22 protein-coding genes are annotated in these 18,003 nt (G+C 46.7%); 19 read left to right on the forward strand and 3 right to left on the reverse strand.

The window, feature by feature from the left end:
• Position 1 precedes the first annotated feature (1 nt).
• The 6 genes from FD960_RS00545 (at position 2) to hisD (ending at position 5,142) form a co-directional block, all read left to right on the forward strand.
• A complete protein-coding gene (locus FD960_RS00545; RefSeq protein WP_215299230.1) occupies positions 2-754 on the forward strand; it encodes an ABC transporter ATP-binding protein in 753 nt (250 codons plus the stop codon).
• Positions 751-1,539 (forward strand): ABC transporter permease, encoded by a 789-nt coding sequence (locus FD960_RS00550; protein WP_215299231.1) that lies wholly within the window; start codon positions 751-753, stop codon positions 1,537-1,539. The genes FD960_RS00545 and FD960_RS00550 overlap by 4 nt, the downstream gene beginning before the upstream one ends.
• 65 nt (positions 1,540-1,604) lie before the next feature.
• On the forward strand, positions 1,605-1,853 hold the full coding sequence (locus tag FD960_RS00555) for a BolA family protein (protein ID WP_215299232.1): 249 nt from the start codon (positions 1,605-1,607) through the stop codon (positions 1,851-1,853).
• Between the two features lie 33 nt (positions 1,854-1,886).
• Positions 1,887-3,161, forward strand: a complete 1,275-nt coding sequence (murA, locus tag FD960_RS00560) for a UDP-N-acetylglucosamine 1-carboxyvinyltransferase (protein WP_215299233.1) — start codon at positions 1,887-1,889, stop codon at positions 3,159-3,161.
• Between the two features lie 20 nt (positions 3,162-3,181).
• Positions 3,182-3,808 carry an ATP phosphoribosyltransferase gene (hisG, locus tag FD960_RS00565; RefSeq protein WP_215299234.1) on the forward strand — a complete coding sequence of 209 codons (627 nt, stop codon included), beginning with the start codon at positions 3,182-3,184 and terminating at the stop codon, positions 3,806-3,808.
• Positions 3,809-3,822: 14 nt separating this feature from the next.
• Complete coding sequence (hisD, locus tag FD960_RS00570; RefSeq protein ID WP_215299235.1) at positions 3,823-5,142, forward strand: histidinol dehydrogenase; 1,320 nt, start codon at positions 3,823-3,825, stop codon at positions 5,140-5,142.
• 51 nt (positions 5,143-5,193) lie between these two features.
• On the opposite strand, the gene hisC is transcribed toward hisD, so the two are convergent.
• Positions 5,194-6,267, reverse strand: coding sequence for a histidinol-phosphate transaminase (gene hisC / locus FD960_RS00575; protein ID WP_215299236.1), 1,074 nt, complete (start codon positions 6,265-6,267; stop codon positions 5,194-5,196).
• 128 nt (positions 6,268-6,395) lie between these two features.
• On the opposite strand from hisC, the gene hisB reads away from it, so the two are divergent.
• From hisB to tatC, 10 genes are all read left to right on the forward strand, one after another.
• Entirely contained in the window at positions 6,396-6,983 is a 588-nt protein-coding gene (gene hisB, locus FD960_RS00580; RefSeq protein ID WP_215299237.1) for an imidazoleglycerol-phosphate dehydratase HisB, read from the forward strand.
• Between the two features lie 71 nt (positions 6,984-7,054).
• Positions 7,055-7,717, forward strand: a complete 663-nt coding sequence (gene hisH / locus FD960_RS00585) for an imidazole glycerol phosphate synthase subunit HisH (protein ID WP_215299238.1) — start codon at positions 7,055-7,057, stop codon at positions 7,715-7,717.
• Positions 7,718-7,737: 20 nt separating this feature from the next.
• Positions 7,738-8,499, forward strand: coding sequence for a 1-(5-phosphoribosyl)-5-[(5-phosphoribosylamino)methylideneamino]imidazole-4-carboxamide isomerase (gene hisA / locus FD960_RS00590; RefSeq protein WP_215299239.1), 762 nt, complete (start codon positions 7,738-7,740; stop codon positions 8,497-8,499).
• Between the two features lie 11 nt (positions 8,500-8,510).
• Positions 8,511-9,269 (forward strand): imidazole glycerol phosphate synthase subunit HisF, encoded by a 759-nt coding sequence (gene hisF, locus FD960_RS00595; RefSeq protein ID WP_215299240.1) that lies wholly within the window; start codon positions 8,511-8,513, stop codon positions 9,267-9,269.
• A 32-nt stretch (positions 9,270-9,301) separates the two neighbouring features.
• Positions 9,302-9,703, forward strand: coding sequence for a phosphoribosyl-AMP cyclohydrolase (gene hisI, locus FD960_RS00600; RefSeq protein WP_215299241.1), 402 nt, complete (start codon positions 9,302-9,304; stop codon positions 9,701-9,703).
• Positions 9,704-9,743: 40 nt separating this feature from the next.
• Positions 9,744-10,145, forward strand: a complete 402-nt coding sequence (locus FD960_RS00605; RefSeq protein ID WP_215299242.1) for a phosphoribosyl-ATP diphosphatase — start codon at positions 9,744-9,746, stop codon at positions 10,143-10,145.
• Between the two features lie 36 nt (positions 10,146-10,181).
• Positions 10,182-10,538 carry a histidine triad nucleotide-binding protein gene (locus FD960_RS00610; protein ID WP_215299243.1) on the forward strand — a complete coding sequence of 119 codons (357 nt, stop codon included), beginning with the start codon at positions 10,182-10,184 and terminating at the stop codon, positions 10,536-10,538.
• A gap of 16 nt (positions 10,539-10,554) precedes the next feature.
• Positions 10,555-10,788: a Sec-independent protein translocase subunit TatA gene (gene tatA / locus FD960_RS00615; RefSeq protein WP_215299244.1), complete on the forward strand. Its 234-nt coding sequence runs from the start codon at positions 10,555-10,557 to the stop codon at positions 10,786-10,788.
• 37 nt (positions 10,789-10,825) lie between these two features.
• Complete coding sequence (gene tatB, locus FD960_RS00620) at positions 10,826-11,302, forward strand: Sec-independent protein translocase protein TatB (protein WP_215299245.1); 477 nt, start codon at positions 10,826-10,828, stop codon at positions 11,300-11,302.
• A 20-nt stretch (positions 11,303-11,322) separates the two neighbouring features.
• Positions 11,323-12,105, forward strand: a complete 783-nt coding sequence (tatC, locus tag FD960_RS00625) for a twin-arginine translocase subunit TatC (RefSeq protein ID WP_215299246.1) — start codon at positions 11,323-11,325, stop codon at positions 12,103-12,105.
• Positions 12,106-12,112: 7 nt separating this feature from the next.
• Here the strand turns inward: tatC and FD960_RS00630 are convergent, their stop codons facing one another.
• On the reverse strand, positions 12,113-13,573 hold the full coding sequence (locus FD960_RS00630; RefSeq protein WP_215299247.1) for a tetratricopeptide repeat protein: 1,461 nt from the start codon (positions 13,571-13,573) through the stop codon (positions 12,113-12,115).
• Positions 13,574-13,781: 208 nt separating this feature from the next.
• Between FD960_RS00630 and FD960_RS00635 the strand changes: the two genes are divergently transcribed.
• Entirely contained in the window at positions 13,782-15,062 is a 1,281-nt protein-coding gene (locus FD960_RS00635) for a porin (RefSeq protein WP_215299248.1), read from the forward strand.
• Positions 15,063-15,396: 334 nt separating this feature from the next.
• Here FD960_RS00635 and mscL read toward each other — a convergent pair whose 3' ends face one another.
• Positions 15,397-15,828 (reverse strand): large conductance mechanosensitive channel protein MscL, encoded by a 432-nt coding sequence (gene mscL, locus FD960_RS00640; RefSeq protein ID WP_215299249.1) that lies wholly within the window; start codon positions 15,826-15,828, stop codon positions 15,397-15,399.
• Positions 15,829-15,965: 137 nt separating this feature from the next.
• Here mscL and petA point away from each other — a divergent pair, with 137 nt between their 5' ends.
• Complete coding sequence (petA, locus tag FD960_RS00645; RefSeq protein WP_215299250.1) at positions 15,966-16,568, forward strand: ubiquinol-cytochrome c reductase iron-sulfur subunit; 603 nt, start codon at positions 15,966-15,968, stop codon at positions 16,566-16,568.
• A 10-nt stretch (positions 16,569-16,578) separates the two neighbouring features.
• The gene (locus FD960_RS00650; RefSeq protein WP_215299251.1) at positions 16,579-17,979 is read left to right on the forward strand and encodes a cytochrome bc complex cytochrome b subunit; all 1,401 of its coding nucleotides are present in this window, start codon (positions 16,579-16,581) and stop codon (positions 17,977-17,979) included.
• Positions 17,980-18,003 lie beyond the last annotated feature (24 nt).

An 18,003-nucleotide genomic window follows, 5' to 3' on the forward strand; every position in this document is an offset into this window, starting at 1 on the left:
CATGCACGCTGCCATCTCGATTAAAAATATCTCAAAAAATTATGGAGCCTTGCAAGCTCTAGACAACGTCTCTCTGTCAATTGAGCAGGGCGAGTTCTTTGGTTTGCTGGGTCCAAATGGCGCCGGAAAAACGACTCTCATTTCGATCTTAGCGGGCTTGGTCACAGCCGACCAAGGGCATGCCGCCATTATGGGTGCTGATGTGCAGAGCCAGTTTCGTGAGGCGCGCCGAATGTTAGGCGTGGTGCCACAAGAGTTGGTATTTGATCCCTTCTTTACTGTCAGGGAGACATTGCAATTTCAGTCTGGTTACTTTGGCATTCGTAATAACGATGCTTGGATTGATGAGATTATGGCTAACCTGGATCTCACTGGTAAAGCGGACAGCAATATGCGCTCCTTATCAGGCGGCATGAAACGCCGAGTGTTGGTTGCGCAAGCATTGGTTCATAGGCCTCCCGTCATTATTCTGGACGAGCCTACGGCTGGTGTGGATGTTGAATTGCGTCAATCCCTTTGGCAATTCATTAGTCGCCTCAATCAGGATGGGCACACCATTGTTCTCACAACACATTATTTAGAAGAGGCCGAAGCGCTTTGCCAGCGTATTGCGATGCTCAAGCAGGGAAACATTGTCGCGCTCGACACTACAGCGAATTTGTTGAGCCAGTATGGCTCGGTAAAGAAAGACGGTGAGGGTAAGACCGATCTTGAGGATGTTTTTGTGAACATCATGTCGGGAAATGCACGATGAAGCCGATGTTGAATAAACCCGCAATTTCCTATGGAAGTGGTTTTCCAACCTTGCTCCGTAAAGAGGTTAAGCGCTTTTATAAGGTGGCGTTTCAAACGGTAGCGGCACCAGTATTGACGGCTATTTTGTATTTAATGATCTTTGGCCATGTGTTGGAAGGCAAGGAAGTGTATGGTCGTTTGAACTACACAGCCTTCTTGATCCCTGGCTTGGTGATGATGAGTGTTTTGCAAAATGCCTTTGCCAACACATCCTCATCATTGATTCAGTCAAAAATTACTGGCAACTTAGTATTTGTGTTGCTGGCGCCATTTAGCCATTTAGAGTTTTATGCCGCCTATGTCTTGGCTGCGGTATTCCGTGGGGTGGTGGTGGGTCTAGGTGTATTGGCTATTACCGCATGGTATGCGTTGCCATCATTTGAGTATCCGCTTTGGATTCTGGCATTCGCCTTTCTGGGCGCAGCAATTTTAGGAAGCCTGGGTTTGATTGCGGGTATTTGGGCAGATAAATACGATCAGTTGGCTGCTTTTCAGAACTTCATCATCATGCCGGCAACCATGCTATCGGGAGTGTTTTATTCCATTCATTCTTTGCCAGTGGCTTGGCAAGCGGTTTCTCATTTCAATCCATTTTTCTACATGATTGATGGATTTCGTTATGGCTTCTTTGGTGTGTCTGACATCTCTCCCTGGAATAGTTTGGCCATTGTGGTGTGCTTCTTCCTAGTGGTTTCAGCTGTCGCTTTGCGTCTATTGCAAAAGGGCTATAAGTTAAGGCACTAGCGATTGAGGTAAGCGCCTTAATCAAAATGATTTAGTAAGTGAATATTAGGAATTAGGAGATTGTGATGTTGCCAACCCCAGAACAAATTGAGGGCTATATCAAACAAGGAATTGCTTGCACCCATATTAAGGTTGAAGGCGATGGCCAGCATTTTTTTGCCACCATTGTGAGTCCTGAATTTGAGGGTAAGCGTTTGATTCAGCGTCATCAGTTGGTGTATGGCGCAATGGGTGACCGCATGAAGGCTGAAGTGCATGCTTTGTCTATCAAAGCATTTACTCCTGAAGAATTTGCGCAGAACTCTGCAACATAAAATACTGAACGAGATTTTTACTGGAATAGATTCATGGATAAATTACGAATGGTTGGCGGCACTCCGCTGAATGGAGAAGTCGCAATCGCCGGAGCTAAAAACGCGGCCCTACCAATTCTTTGTGCCTGTCTATTAACAGATCAAGCCATTACTTTGCATAACGTGCCAGATTTGCAAGATGTGCGAACCATGTTGAAGTTATTACAAGAAATTGGTGTGACGGTGACTTTCCCGGATGCCAATAATCGCAATCATGTTGTATTGAATGCGGGCAACATTAAGAGCTCAGAGGCCACCTATGAAATGGTGAAGACTATGCGCGCCTCGATTTTGGTTCTTGGGCCTTTGTTGGCCAGAATGCATAGTGCGAAAGTATCTCTCCCAGGTGGCTGCGCAATCGGTGCGCGTCCAGTGGATCAGCACATTAAGGGTCTCAAGGCGATGGGTGCCACCATCAAAATTAAGAGTGGCTATATCCAGGCAGAAACTAAGTCACCCTCGGGTCGTTTGCAGGGCGCCTCTATTTTGACCGACATGATTACAGTGACTGGTACTGAGAATTTGCTCATGGCGGCTACTTTAGCTTCAGGCACCACCATTTTGGAAAATGCCGCAAGAGAGCCGGAAGTTGGTGACTTGGCAGAGCTGCTTGTCAAAATGGGCGCCAAAATTACCGGTATTGGCAGCGATCGCTTGGTGATTGAGGGTGTTGAGAAGCTTCATAGCGCTGAACACTCTGTGATCGCCGATCGTATTGAGGCGGGCACTTTCTTATGCGCGGTAGCTGCCGCTGGTGGCGAGGTATTAGTGAAGCATTGCCGACCAGACACTTTGGATGCGGTCATTGTGAAATTGAAAGAGGCTGGCTTGCAGATGGAGGTGGGTCCAGATTGGATTAAGGCCTCGATGAAGGGTCGCCCGAAGGCGGTGAGTTTTCGTACTTCAGAGTACCCAGCCTTTCCAACAGACATGCAGGCGCAACTCATGGCTGTGAATGCCATAGCCGAGGGAAATGCCACCATTACTGAAACTATCTTTGAAAACCGCTTTATGCACGTTCAGGAGATGAATCGCCTGGGCGCGGATATCGCGATCGAGGGAAATACCGCTATTGCCCAAGGCGTAGAAAAGTTATCCGGGGCAGTGGTAATGGCGACGGATTTACGGGCATCTGCCAGTTTGGTAATCGCGGGTTTGGCGGCACAGGGCGAAACTCAGGTCGACCGAATTTATCACTTGGATCGTGGATACGACCGTATGGAGCAAAAGTTGACCCTTCTAGGGGCCAACATTCAGCGAGTCAAGTGAGCCTGATAGATAATTAGTCCATGAAGTTAACTTTAGCCCTCTCGAAGGGGCGCATCTTCGAAGAAACCGCTGAGATCTTGTCCAAGATCGGTATTCGTCCGCTTGAAGACCCTGAAAAGTCTCGCAAACTCATTATTGAGACATCCAACCCTGATGTGCGCTTAATTATTGTGCGCGCCTCTGATGTGCCAACCTATGTTCAATTTGGTGGCGCAGATTTTGGTGTGGCGGGTTTAGATGTCTTGATGGAAAACGGTACAGATGGCTTGTATGTTCCATTTGATTTAGATATCGCTAAATGCCGCATGTCGGTAGCTGTAAAAGAAGGTTTTGATTACGCTGCCGCAGTTAAACAAGGTTCCCGTCTTAAGGTTGCAACCAAATACGTGAATTGCGCACGTGAACACTTTGCCAATAAAGGTGTACACATCGATACGATTCATTTGTATGGCTCTATGGAGTTAGCCCCATTAGTCGGCTTGGCTGATGCGATTGTGGATTTAGTTTCCACGGGAAATACATTGCGTGCAAATGGCTTGGTTGAGGTTGAGCCTATTGCTGATATCAGCGCACGCTTGGTTGTGAACCAAGCTTCTTACAAGCGCAAACGTACGCAGTTACAACCATTCTTTGAATTGCTGAAGTAATAAAGAAAACTTACATGTCTACCGCACAAGTCAAACGTCTTCATAGCCAGGATGCAGGGTTTAAAGAAACTCTGCTCTCTAGCCTTTCTTTGCCGATGGCTGATGATGAGGCGATTGATGCTGCCGTAGTGAAAATTTTGGCCCGAGTGAAAGAAGATGGCGATGCTGCAGTTCTTGATTTCACAAAACAATTTGATCGCTTAAATGTTTCTACTATTGCCGAGCTAGAAATTTCTCGCGAAGAATTAAAAAAGGCCTATGAAGGTTTATCGGCCGAACAAAAAAATGCTCTCGATATCGCTGCGCAGCGTGTGCGTGCGTATCACGAGAAGCAAAAGATTGAGGCGGGCTGCCATTCCTGGGAATATGAAGAGGTAGATGGCACGCGCTTAGGTCAAAAGGTGACTGCATTGGATCGCGTAGGAATTTATGTTCCTGGCGGCAAAGCTGCTTACCCATCCTCTGTTCTGATGAATGCGATTCCAGCAAAGGTTGCTGGCGTACCAGAGGTCATCATGGTGGTGCCAACTCCAGATGGGGCGCGTAACCCATTGGTATTGGCTGCGGCTTGGTTGGCGGGTGTTGACCGTGTCTTTACGATCGGTGGGGCACAGGCGGTAGGTGCTCTAGCGTATGGAACGAAAACGATTCCGCCGGTCGATAAAATTGTTGGCCCTGGTAATGCCTATGTCGCTGCCGCGAAGCGCAGAGTATTTGGTATTGTGGGCATTGACATGATCGCTGGCCCATCAGAAATCCTGGTGTTATGCGACGGTTCAAGCAATCCTGATTGGATTGCGATGGATTTGTTTTCTCAGGCTGAGCATGATGAGTTGGCGCAGTCTATCTTGCTGTGTCCCGATACGCAATTTATTGAGCAGGTACAAGCAAGCATTAATCGTTTATTGCCTGAGATGCCTCGGAAGAAAGTCATTGAAGCATCGCTGACTAATCGTGCCTTGCTGATCCAAGTAAAGGATATGGCTGAAGCATGTGAGATTGCGAATGCTATTGCCGCAGAGCATTTAGAGATTTGCGCAAAGGATGCGCGTAAGTGGGCAGAATCGATTCGTCACGCTGGCGCTATCTTCATGGGCAACTTCACCAGTGAATCTTTGGGTGATTACTGCGCAGGACCAAACCACGTTTTACCAACTGCTCGCACGGCACGCTTCTCTTCGCCACTAGGTGTTTATGACTTTATTAAACGTTCTAGCATGATTGAAGTAAGCGAGGCAGGCGCTCAGACTTTGGGTGCGGTAGCTAGCACTCTGGCGCATGGCGAGGGATTACAAGCTCATGCTCGCGCAGCTGAGATGCGCCTGAAGAAATAAATACGTAGCCTGTTTAAAAACCAAAGCGGTAAATCCATCAATGCAATGGATTTAAGTGCCCGCCAGAATTTCTTTCAGGGCCGCGACTAATTCATTGCTTTGCTCATCAGTGCCAATCGTAATCCGCAAAAATTCTTCAATACGTGGCGATTTAAAGTGGCGCACGATAATGCCTCGATCACGTAATGCCTGATATAGCTTCCCACCAGCATGTTTTGGATGGCGCGTAAAAATAAAGTTTGCGCTAGAGGGCAGCGTTTCAAAACCGAGGGATGCTAATTCACTCACCAAGCGTTCACGGGTGTCAATGACCTTGGCAGTCGTAGTCTCTAGGTGTGCCTGATCTTGAATGGCGGCGATCGCACCAGCCTGAGCTAAGCGACCCAATGGATAAGAGTTAAAGCTATTCTTTACGCGCTCTAGACCCTCGATGAGTGAAGGGTGTCCCACTGCAAAGCCAACACGTAGGCCAGCTAAGGCGCGTGATTTGGAAAGGGTATGAACGACGAGCAAGTTTTCTGGGCAGTTTGGTCCACAAAGCAGGGGAATGCAGGATTCAGTGCCATAGTCCACATAAGCTTCGTCAATCACCACTACGGAATCCTGATTCTTCCGGAGAAGGGCCTCGATGTCCGTCCGAGGAATGGCTCTTCCAGTCGGGGCATTAGGGTTCGGGAAAATGACGCCGCCATTGGGGGTTTTGAAGTCGCCAACCTGAACCTCAAACTGCGGCCCTAGAGGAATCGCTTCGTAACTGATACCAAATAACTTGCAATAGACTGGATAGAAGCTATAGGTAATGTCCGGAAATTGGACAGGCTTCTCTTGTTTCAGTAGGCCTAAGAAAACGTGCGCCAAGACCTCGTCTGAGCCATTTCCCAGAAATACCTGTTTTGGGTCTAATCCGTGTAAATCAGCAATAGCCTTCTTAAGAAGAGCGCCTTCTGGGTCTGGGTAAAGCCTTAAATCTTCATTATTTTGCTGGCTAATAGCAGCCAGAGCCTTGGGGGATGGTCCATAAGGACTCTCATTGGTATTAAGCTTTACCAGCCGCTCCATTTGCGGCTGTTCCCCTGGAACATAAGGGGTGAGGGTCTGAATAACGGGGCTCCAAAAGCGGCTCATGAGGGACTCTGGTCAAAAATTAGCAAAAAATACAATAAATACAATGAAGCAAACTCGGCATTTATATCTGCACTAGGAATGATATTATGAGGCTTCAATCAACACTTCGCCTCGCGGCGCACTGAAGCATGCGGCAAGCCGACGTTACCCGAAATACTTCGGAAACCAAAATTCAAATTGCTATCAATTTAGATGGCACTGGAAAAGCTGAGCTGGCCTCTGGCGTTCCGTTTTTAGATCATATGCTCGATCAGATTGCCCGTCACGGCATGATCGACCTTAAAGTAGTCGCCAAAGGCGATACCCATATTGATGATCACCACACAGTGGAGGATGTAGGCATCACTTTGGGTCAAGCATTCGCTAAGGCGGTGGGCGATAAAGCGGGTATTACCCGTTATGGCCACTCTTATGTCCCTTTGGATGAAACTTTATCTCGCGTAGTGATCGATTTTTCAGGTCGCCCTGGTTTGGAATTCAATGTTCCATTTACCCGTGCGCGAGTAGGTGATTTTGATGTGGATCTCAGTATTGAATTCTTCCGCGGCTTTGTGAATCACGCCGGAGTGACTTTACACATCGACAATTTATGCGGCATTAATGCCCACCACCAGATTGAAACCGTGTTTAAGGCCTTTGGTCGTGCATTACGCATGGCTTTAGAGCTCGACCCACGCGCTTCCGGTGTCGTTCCTTCTACTAAGGGCAGTCTCTGATCTAAAACGCTTCTAGTGCTAAATAGAAGATAGAAGACTGCCAAAGAACACTACAGAGCATAGGTCAACAGTTGGCGCAAACAATTGCGATCGTAGATTACGGAATGGGAAACCTACGTTCCGTATATCAGGCCTTTCATCATGTGGCGCCAGACGCCAATGTTGTGATTGCGCGCACCCCTGAAGAAATTATTGCCGCGGAGCGAGTTGTGCTTCCGGGGCAAGGCGCGATGCCTGATTGCATGAAACATTTAGAAGAGTCGGGCTTGCTGGAAGCCTTGCTTGATGCGGCTAAAAACAAACCACTATTAGGTGTTTGCGTAGGTGAGCAAATGCTATTTGATCAAAGCGCTGAAGTGCGCTCTAGTTCGGGTAGCGCATGGACGCCTTGCTTAGGTTTAATTCCTGGAGAGGTCCGCCGTTTTGAGTTGGCCGGTAAGTTACAACCAGATGGCTCCGCTTACAAGGTGCCACATATGGGTTGGAATCAAGTACGGCAGGATCGTGAGCACCCAATCTGGAGTGGCATTCCCGATATGACCAGCTTCTACTTTGTTCATAGTTACTATGTTGTGCCAGCGCGTAAAGAAGATATTGCTGGCTCTACAGAATATGGCGATTGGTTTACTTCTGCTGTTGCAAAGGATAATATTTTTGCAACCCAATTTCATCCAGAAAAAAGTGCAGAATACGGATTAAAGCTCTACAAAAATTTTGTTTCTTGGCAACCTTAATACTTTTCTAACGTCCCGCTATGCTGCTCATTCCCGCAATTGACTTAAAAGATGGCCACTGTGTTCGACTCGAACAAGGTGACATGGATAAAGCCACTGTTTTTTCTGAGGACCCGGGCGCGATGGCCACGCATTGGATCAGCAAAGGCGCGCGCCGTTTACATCTCGTCGATCTCAATGGCGCATTTGCAGGCAAGCTGAAGAATGAGTCTGCGATTAAATCGATTCTCAAAGCAGTCGGCGATGAAATTCCGGTGCAGCTCGGTGGTGGTATTCGTGATTTAGAAACCATTGAACGTTTATTGGATGATGGTATTAGCACCGTCATTATTGGAACTGCCGCGGTCAAGAGCCCGGGATTTGTGCAAGATGCTTGCACGGCTTTCCCTGGACACATCATGGTGGGTCTAGATGCACGCGATGGCAAAGTGGCGACAGATGGTTGGAGCAAGATTACTGGCCACGAAGTGATCGACCTTGCTAAGAAATTTGAAGATTATGGTGTTGAGGCGATTATCTACACCGACATTGGTCGCGATGGCATGCTCAAGGGCGTCAATATGGATGCCACGATTAAATTAGCGCAAGCCATTCGTATTCCTGTGATTGCTAGCGGTGGTTTATCAAACAATCAAGATATCGAAGCGCTATGCGAGGCAGAAGCCGAGGGCATTATGGGCGTGATTGCTGGCCGCTCAATTTATGCTGGCGATTTAGATTTAACCGCGGCGCAAAAATATGCCGATGAGTTAACACTGAAGTTTGCTAAGAAAATTATCTAGAGTAATTATCAGTGCTAACCAAGAGAATCATTCCTTGTCTTGATGTCACCGCAGGGCGCGTTGTTAAAGGGGTGAACTTTGTTGGTTTGCGTGATGCTGGCGATCCCGTTGAGATTGCGAAGCGTTATGACACGCAAGGTGCAGATGAGCTCACTTTCTTGGATATCACCGCTACCTCTGATGGGCGCGATCTGATTTTGCACATCATTGAAGATGTTGCTTCCCAAGTATTTATTCCTCTGACGGTTGGCGGTGGCGTGCGTGCTGTTGCAGATGTGCGCCGTTTATTAAATGCGGGCGCAGACAAGGTGAGCATGAATTCATCTGCAGTAGCCAACCCTGATTTAGTTTCTGATGCGGCTGCTTATTACGGCTCCCAATGTATTGTTGTGGCAATTGACGCTAAAAAAACTGAGGCAGGTAATTGGGAGGTCTTTACCCATGGCGGCAGAACGGCGACTGGTATGGATGTAGTGGCATGGGCATCTGAAGTTGCTCAGCGTGGCGCTGGAGAAATCCTTCTGACGAGCATGAACCGGGATGGCAGTAAAGATGGTTTTGATCTTGAGTTAACTGCTGCTGTAAGTGATGCTGTGAGTGTGCCAGTCATTGCTTCTGGTGGCGTGGGTAATTTACAGCACTTGGTGGACGGTATTACTAAAGGCCATGCTGATGCCGTGCTAGCTGCTAGCATTTTTCATTATGGTGAATACACCGTTGGCCAGGCAAAAGAATATATGGCTAGCCAGGGCATCCCTGTTCGCATCTAAGGTGCGACATACATAAGTACAGAGAAAAATTAATGAGCACCTTCACTCCTATCCCCTCTTTAGAGGCTGGCCCATGGCTAGACGCTGTTACCTGGAATGAACAGGGCTTGGTTCCGGTGATTGCCCAGGAGCTAGGTAGCAAAGATGTTTTGATGATGGCTTGGATGAATCGGGACGCGTTATTAGCAACCCTGCGTTTAGGCGAGGCCGTGTATTGGACCCGCTCAAGACAAAAGCTGTGGCACAAGGGCGAGGAATCGGGTCATACTCAAAAAGTAAAAGAAATTCGCCTAGACTGCGATGGCGATACGATTTTGCTTTTGGTGGAGCAAAAAGATGGGATTGCTTGTCATACTGGCGAGCACAGCTGTTTCTTCTTGGGATGGGATTCGGCTAGCAATAGCTGGATTGATGAATCCAAGTCAAAGAAGTAAAGAGACGATCTTGGATCGATAAAAGACATAAAATCGCTCTATGACTAGTTCAGCGCAAACCCCTGCAAATTTAGATTCCGCATTAGCCCATTTGGCTGATGTGGTCGATCGGCGACGTGATGCCTTCAAGGCTGGCCAAGCGGATCCAAAGACTTCCTACACCGCTTTGCTCTTTTCTAAGGGCGATGATGGGATCTTGAAAAAGATTGGTGAAGAGGCCACTGAGGCGGTCATGGCGGCCAAAGATGCACGAAATGCCAATTTAGCGCCCGAGCAGCAAAAACTCCTAGTTGGTGAAATGGCTGATCTCTGGTTTCACTGCATGATTGCGCTTTCTCAGTTTGGATTGCGCCCAGAGGATGTTCTTGCTGAGTTAACTCGCCGTCTTGGTACTTCTGGAATAGAAGAGAAGGCGGCTAGAAAAGCTGCTGGTAAAGAGTAAATACAGATAAATCTATCCATTAGTAGAGGCCAAAGCGTGAGCCACGATCCAAATTGCTTGTTTTGTAAGATTTCTCAAGGGGCGATCCCATCCCAAAAGGTTTACGAGGATGAGGAAATCTATGCATTTAAAGACATTAACCCAGCAGCGCCGATCCATTTTTTGATTATTCCTAAGAAACATATCGACATGCTTGAGTCTGCGGAGGCGATGGATGCGCCATTGCTAGGTAGAATGATGGAATTGGCGCCACGTCTTGCAAAAGAACAGGGTTGTCGTCCTGGAAAAGATGGTGGCTTTAGATTAGTAGTGAACAATGGTGCAGATGGTGGACAAGAGGTCTATCACTTGCATCTACATGTGATGGGCGGTCCACGCCCCTGGAAAAAATAGTCCAAGGAGATTAAAGATGGGTTCATTTAGCATTTGGCATTGGTTGATCGTATTGGTGATCGTGATGTTGGTATTTGGTACCAAAAAATTACGCAATATCGGCCAAGACTTAGGCGGCGCAGTGAAAGGCTTTAAAGATGGCATGAAAGCATCTGAAGAGCCACAAGACAAAGCCAGGGAACAAATTCAGAGCGCTACAGCACCTGCGGATAAAACTGTGGATGTGCAGGCCAAAGACGTTAACAAGTAATTGTCCACATTACGCAACTACTACACATCATTTCTAAATGATTGATCTTGGCGTATCAAAGCTCGCGCTGATCGCGGTAGTTGCCTTGGTGGTAGTTGGGCCAGAACGTTTGCCAAAAGTTGCTCGCATGGCGGGTAATTTATTTGGGCGTGCACAGCGCTACATGGCTGATGTGAAATCTGAAGTGAGCCGTCAGATGGAAGTAGAAGAGTTTAAGAAGCTGCGCGAAGAGAGTGCCTCGGTTTTAAAGGAGGTTGAAAGCAGTATTCAGTCAACCGTTCAAGAGGCCAGCGCAAATCTGAGTGATCAAGCCGATATCTTTGAAAATAATTTCACCAGAGCGCCGCTTGATGAAAAAGAAGTGCTTCGCAAGTCTGTGCGTCAGGGTCGAAAGAGCTGGGGCGTAAGACGTGCGGCAAGACCAGTTTGGTTCAAGCGTTCTGCCGGTATTCGTACGCGCGTGCAATCCGGTGCCGCCCGAATGAAGCGTTTCCATCACAGCGCCAATAAGTAAAAACAGTAAAAACTATTTCAATGACGCAAAATAATTCAACAGAAGATTCAGGCCTACAGGAATCTTTCCTATCCCATCTGTTTGAATTGCGTGATCGCATTGTTAAATCCGCGCTGGCTATTATTGTGGTGTTCGTCGGCCTAGTCTACTGGGCGCCCGATATTTTTCATTACTTCGCGCAACCTTTGTTAGAGGCATTGCCTGCTGGCGGAAAAATGATTGTGACCGATGTCACGGGATCTTTCTTTGTGCCAATGAAGGTAACGATGTTGGTTGCCTTCTTAATTGCTTTGCCAGTGGTGATGTACCAGCTGTGGGCCTTTATTGCCCCTGGTTTGTATCAACATGAACGCAAGCTCATTTTGCCTTTGGTCGTAAGTAGCTACAGCCTCTTTATTTTCGGCATGGCTTTTGCGTATTTCTTGGTATTTCCAACGGTATTTAAATTCATGGCGAGTTATAACGCGCCGCTTGGTGCGGAGATGTCTACGGACATTGATAATTATCTGAGCTTTGCCATGACCACCTTCTTGGCGTTTGGCATCACCTTTGAGGTGCCAGTTGTTGTGGTGGTCCTAGTTCGTATGGGTATGGTGCCATTGGCTAAGCTGAGAGAGATCCGTCCTTATGTGATTGTTGGCGCGTTTGTGATTTCAGCAATCGTTACGCCGCCTGATGTCTTGTCTCAGTTGCTTCTAGCGGTGCCAATGAGTTTGCTTTATGAGCTCGGCTTATTGGTGGCGCGCTTCTACGTGCCAAAGCCTTCATCTGAGGATGAGACGGGCGCCGCAAATACTAATTAAGTATTGCTTAATTAGCTTCCGTAGTTAAGCCCTGCTTTGAAAAGGTATTCTGCAACCAAGTAGTCACTCGATCAAAGCGATAGCGCCTTTGGCGCAAATTGCCTTCCTGATCTAAATCCGCTCCAGCAAATGCTTTACCAGCCGCTAGTAAGGAGCGACGTTGCTGAATAGTGTCAATCTGAATCAGTCTTGGCAGAATTTTTGGCAACTCCCAACGAATATCCACCACAACACAATGTTCATGTTGAAGTTGGCCAACCTCACAAAGTAATAGTTCGGCTTTGCTCAAATTAAACTGATTGGCAATGATGATTCTGTGACAAAGCAAGATCCATTCGGCATCGAGTTTGTATTCGGCATGATGATCTAAAGCCTTTTCAGCATAAGTGGCTAACTCATGCCAATCGTTCTTCTTGGGATCATCAATACTCTCTAGAATTTTCCCCAGCAACTCCTTGGCTTCTGGCACTCCTTGTTGGTGAGCTTGCCATACCCAGTAGGAGGCTTGAAGTCCGCGCACCTTCTCTTCAATCTTTTCGCGCTTACGCCAGAGGTTCGCTCCTTTACGAAGTTGCGCCTGCGCATGACCAAGGTCAGCGGCCCTATCAAAGCAGCGGTCACTCTCGGTTGCGTTGTAGCCTGAGAATTGCGGGCGACGATAAATCTCCCCAAGTGCAAACCAGGCATCACGATCACCATCTTTAGCAGCGAGCTCTAACCAGTAAGCGGCTTTTTTTAATGAGGCATTGGATTTAATGGATTGACTTGTGACTCTATCAAATTGAGCAAGTCGCAAACCCAGTGTGAGTTTAGCGATGGTGAGTCCCAGCTCAGCTGCTCGAATCAATGCGTCTTCGTTGTGATCATTAAGCCAAGTGTTCCAAAGCGACGAGAGCGTTTCATCTTTTGGCTGAAGCTGAATGAGAAGCTCTTTAGCGGAATTCGTAAATGGTGTTTCGGCCTCAGCTAATGTCAATAGAAATTCTTTAGCTGTTTTTTGAAGGGATAAAAAATCAGTGCCGCCTTCGTGTTTCAAAAGCCAATGAGCAAGTTCAGTCTGCAAATCCTTTTTATCGGGATCTAGCAGCAACTCTCCGAGTTGCCATTGCGCTGCGTAACTTGCGGAAATATTTGCTTTTGCCAAGCCCCAAAATGATTTCCACCCAAAGGGAAATGCGGGCGAGTTAAAGGTTGCAGCCAAAGGAACCGCTGAAATCTGCTCAAGTACCCCCAGAATTTGAGGTGAGCATAAGAGCAAAGCAGGGATTTCATCATCACTTGAGCTTGAATCCTCAAGTACTTGATTTTTAATGGAAAAGTACGATTTCTCAAGCCAAATCAATGCGTTGGCTGGCTGTATGGGGGTTTTAAAGGCCCCGGTAAGATAGGCTGAAGCTAAATTTTGTTGCGCAGAAACATCACCAAGGCGGGCTGATTGGAGGATTTTTAAGAATTCGCGGCTTGCCATATGACAATTTTGCCATCTGAGGCCCCAAAACACCCGAAAAGGATGCTCTTGTTGCCGTGATACAACAAAGAAAGCCAAAAAACTACCTTTTGACAAGCAAAAAGAGCTCCTAAATACCCTTACCCCCAGTCTAGTGGGGCAAAAGAAGCAAAATTCATTGGTCCCAGTTTTATTTGGGCATTACTTTCAATTTATGGAGATTTAAAGAATGAAAAAATCACTATTAGCAGTTGCAGCAATGACAGCATTTGCTGGCGCTGCACAAGCTCAGTCCTCAGTAACCGTATACGGTATCTTGGACGTAGGTTTTGTTGGCTCACATTACAACGGTACTTCTACAACAGCTAACGCAGCAAACGTTAGCAATGGTGCCGGTACTGGTGGTTTAGCAGTTAACGGTGGCTCAGCTGGCTTTGGCCAATCTGCTGAATCCACAAGCCGCATTGGCTTCAAAGGTTCTGAAGATTTAGGTGGTGGTTTGGCTGCTATCTTCACTATTGAAACAGCAGTAAACCCTAACGGTAGCGGTAGCAATAACGCTGCTACAACTGGCACAGGTACATTTGGTCAATTCAACCGTCAAACTTTTGCTGGTTTAAGCAAGAGCGGTATGGGTTCAGCAACTATTGGTACTCAGTACACTCCAGTTTTTGACGTAATGGCTACTACTGATGCAGCTAGCATGAACAACTTAGTTGGTAACGCTGTTTACACGGGTAACTTGCAATCTTCTACTGGCACATACAACACTGGTTTAGGTTCTTACTCATCCACTGGATCTTCCCCTACAAGTTTTGACGCATCTAGCGGTGCTTATGTAACACGCGCTTCAAATGCATTGAAAGTTCAGTCCGTTCGTTTCGCTGGTTTGCAAGGCCAAGCATTCTATGCACAAGCTAATTCAAGCCAATCAGGTACTACTTCTACTGGTGCAAATAACAACACAGTATTCGGCGTAAATGCTGACTACGTTTGGAACAAGTTGAACGTTGTTGCTGCTTATCAGTCTTTCAGAGCACAAAACGGTACTGCAGCTCAAACAACTACTGGTGCTAAAGCAGCTGACGGCTCAGCAGGTAACTTTGGTGTTAACGCTAGTGATTCACAGACATATGCTGCTGCAACTTATGACTTCGGTATCGTGAAGACATACGCTCAGTACATCACACGTAAAGCCTTTGCAACTGCTGATAACAACTTCGGTACTTCACGTTCAGCTTATCAGTTGGGTGCTAAGAGCTTCATTACACCAACTATCTCTGTATACGCAACTTATGGTTTAGGTAAGTCAAGCTATGCTCAGCCAGGCACAGCTTATGCTAACTTCCGTACAACTCAGTTAGGTTCAGACTACTACTTGAGCAAGCGTACAAACTTGTACGTAGCATACGGTTCATTCAACCAGTCAAGCAATGGCGCAACAGGTTCTACTGGTGTTTCAGGCGTTTCTGGTATGAACTACGCTGCTGGCGTACGTCACACTTTCTAATTTAATGCTAGCGTAAGCTAGTAGAAGATTAGTTTGGTACTAAATTAACCCACTGTGGCAACACAGTGGGTTTTTTGTTTATTAAGCTTTGTGAGGTATTTGGGTTGATGCCATCATGGTGTGCAACCCCTAATGAAGTCTTCTTGCCGGAACCTATTTGCAGTTGGCTTAAAAAGCCATCTAGCCAACTCTGAGTTGATTGAAGTGGATGGCTATTCCCGTGGTAAAAGTAATGCTGAAACAACCCCAACCCCCGTATACAGATTTTGAAATGAGATCCTGCTCGGGTCTGATATTGGGGCTTTGCAAGTAGATTGGCAGCTTGAGATTATTGCTATTTTTTCAGGCTATCCCGAATTTCTCTGAGTAAGGAAATATCTTCTGGTTCTGGAGGTGCTGGTGGTGCTGGGGGAGCATCCATGATTCGAACCTTGTTGACTACTTTGATCATTTGGAAGATCACAAATGCCAAAAGGATGAAATTAATCGAAATGGTGATGAAATTACCGTATGCAAAGATTGGTACCCCGGCCTTTTTGAGGGCATCAAAGGTTCTAGGTACGCCATCTGGTACATGACCCAGAACGATAAACAGGTTTGTAAAGTCGATATGACCGCCTAGTAGGGTTGAAATCACTGGCATCACAATGTCATTTACCAGGGAATCCACGATCTTCCCAAAAGCACCGCCAATAATCACACCAACCGCTAAATCGATGACATTTCCCTTAACGGCAAAGTCCCGAAACTCTTTTAAAACACTCATAAACACTCCCTTTTTAATTTAGATAGAGATTAACCTGAGATTAACCCCATAACTTACTTGCATACCCCACTTTTTACTTTAAAATCTTACCTTTAAGCAATTTCCACCCATAAATGCTCTTCCGAGGAATTTTGTAAATGAGTGACAAGCCCTGTATGGACAAGGATCGCCGCAATTGGTTGATCGCTACTTCAGCGGTTGGCGGCGTTGGTGCAGCCGCAGCCCTTTACCCTTTTGTTGATAGTTTTGAGCCTTCTGAGCGTGCTAAGGCCGCTGGAGCTGCTGTCGAGATCGATATTACTGGTATGCAGCCAGATGAGATGCGCATGGTTGAGTGGCGCGGTAAGCCAGTTTGGGTGGTGCGTCGCACTCCTGAGCAGGTTGCAGAGTTATCCAAGATTGACTCGGAACTTGCAGACCCTGATTCTTTAAGGGATCCGGCCCAATTTACCCCTCCTTATGCCCAAAACCAATGGCGTTCAATTAAGCCTGAATACTTGGTTGTAGTGGGTATTTGCACCCATTTAGGTTGCTCTCCTACACCTAAGTTTGAATCCGGTGCTCAGCCTTCCTTGCCAAATACCTGGCCAGGCGGCTTTTTATGCCCATGCCACGGCTCTACATTCGATATGGCAGGCCGCGTATTTAAGAACAAACCAGCCCCAGACAACCTTGAAGTACCGCCACATATGTATTTGAGCGATACCAAGATTCTGGTTGGCGATGATAAGAAGGCCTAAGGAGAGATAAATGGCATTTCAAGAAAAACAAGTCCCAGCAGACGCTTCCTCAGCTCAAAAGCTAATGGCTTGGGTTGACTCACGTCTACCTGTAACAGAAGCATTTAAGCGTCATATGAGCGAGTACTACGCTCCAAAAAATCTGAATTTCTTCTACATTTTTGGTGCATTAGCTATCGTTGTGTTGGTCAATCAGATCTTTACCGGTATTTTCTTGACGATGAACTACAAGCCTGATGCTGCAAAGGCTTTTGAGTCCGTTGAGTACATCATGCGTGAAGTGCCTTGGGGTTGGGTAATTCGCTATATGCATTCCACTGGCGCTTCCATGTTCTTTGTGGTGGTTTATATGCACATGTTCCGTGGCTTGATCTACGGTTCATATCGCAAGCCACGCGAGTTGATTTGGATTTTTGGTTGCGCAATTTTCTTGTGCTTGATGGGTGAAGCCTTCTTCGGCTACTTGCTCCCATGGGGTCAAATGTCCTATTGGGGCGCTCAAGTGATTGTGAACTTGTTCTCTGCAATTCCGTTCATTGGCCCAGATCTATCTTTGTGGTTGCGTGGTGACTATGTTGTGGGTGATGCAACCCTCAATCGTTTCTTTGCATTCCATGTGATTGCAATTCCATTGGTATTGGTTGGTTTAGTAGCTGCCCACATTTTGGCTTTACATGAAGTGGGCTCCAACAACCCTGATGGCGTTGAAATCAAAGAAAACTTGGATGCAAACGGCCACCCAGTTGATGGCATACCATTTCACCCTTTTTACTCAGTGCATGACGTCATGTACTTGGGTGGTTTCTTGATTGTGTTTGCTGGCATTGTGTTTTTTGCTCCGGAGATGGGTGGTTACTTCCTCGAGGCAAATAACTTTATTCCCGCTAATCCGTTTGTGACTCCAGCGCACATTGCACCAGTTTGGTATTTCACGCCTTTCTACTCAATGTTGCGTGCAACGACTTCAAACTTCTTGTTGCCATTGTGGATTTTCTTGGCAGTGATTTTGGGTATGTTTGCTAAGAGCACAAAAGACATCAAGATCAAAGGCGTATGTGCCGCTATCGCTGTTGTTTTGGCTGCTGGCTTCTATGCATTTGATGCGAAGTTCTGGGGTGTTGTGATCATGGGCGGTTCTGTTGTGATCATGTTCTTCTTGCCTTGGTTGGATCGTTCACCAGTGAAATCTATTCGCTATCGTCCACAGTTTCATAAATATATTTATGGCGTGTTTGTCGTGAGCTTTGTGATTTTGGGTTACTTGGGCATTCAGCCGCCATCACCAGTGTTTGAAAAGATTTCTCAGATTTGCACTATTTATTATCTGGGCTTCTTCTTGGCAATGCCGTTCTGGAGCAAGCTTGGTACTTTCAAGCCAGTTCCAACGCGCGTTACTTTTAAGTCCCATTAATTCAGACACCAGAGAAATTAGGAA

Origin of the sequence: Polynucleobacter sp. AP-Nino-20-G2, assembly GCF_018688235.1 — a bacterium.
Lineage (GTDB): Bacteria > Pseudomonadota > Gammaproteobacteria > Burkholderiales > Burkholderiaceae > Polynucleobacter.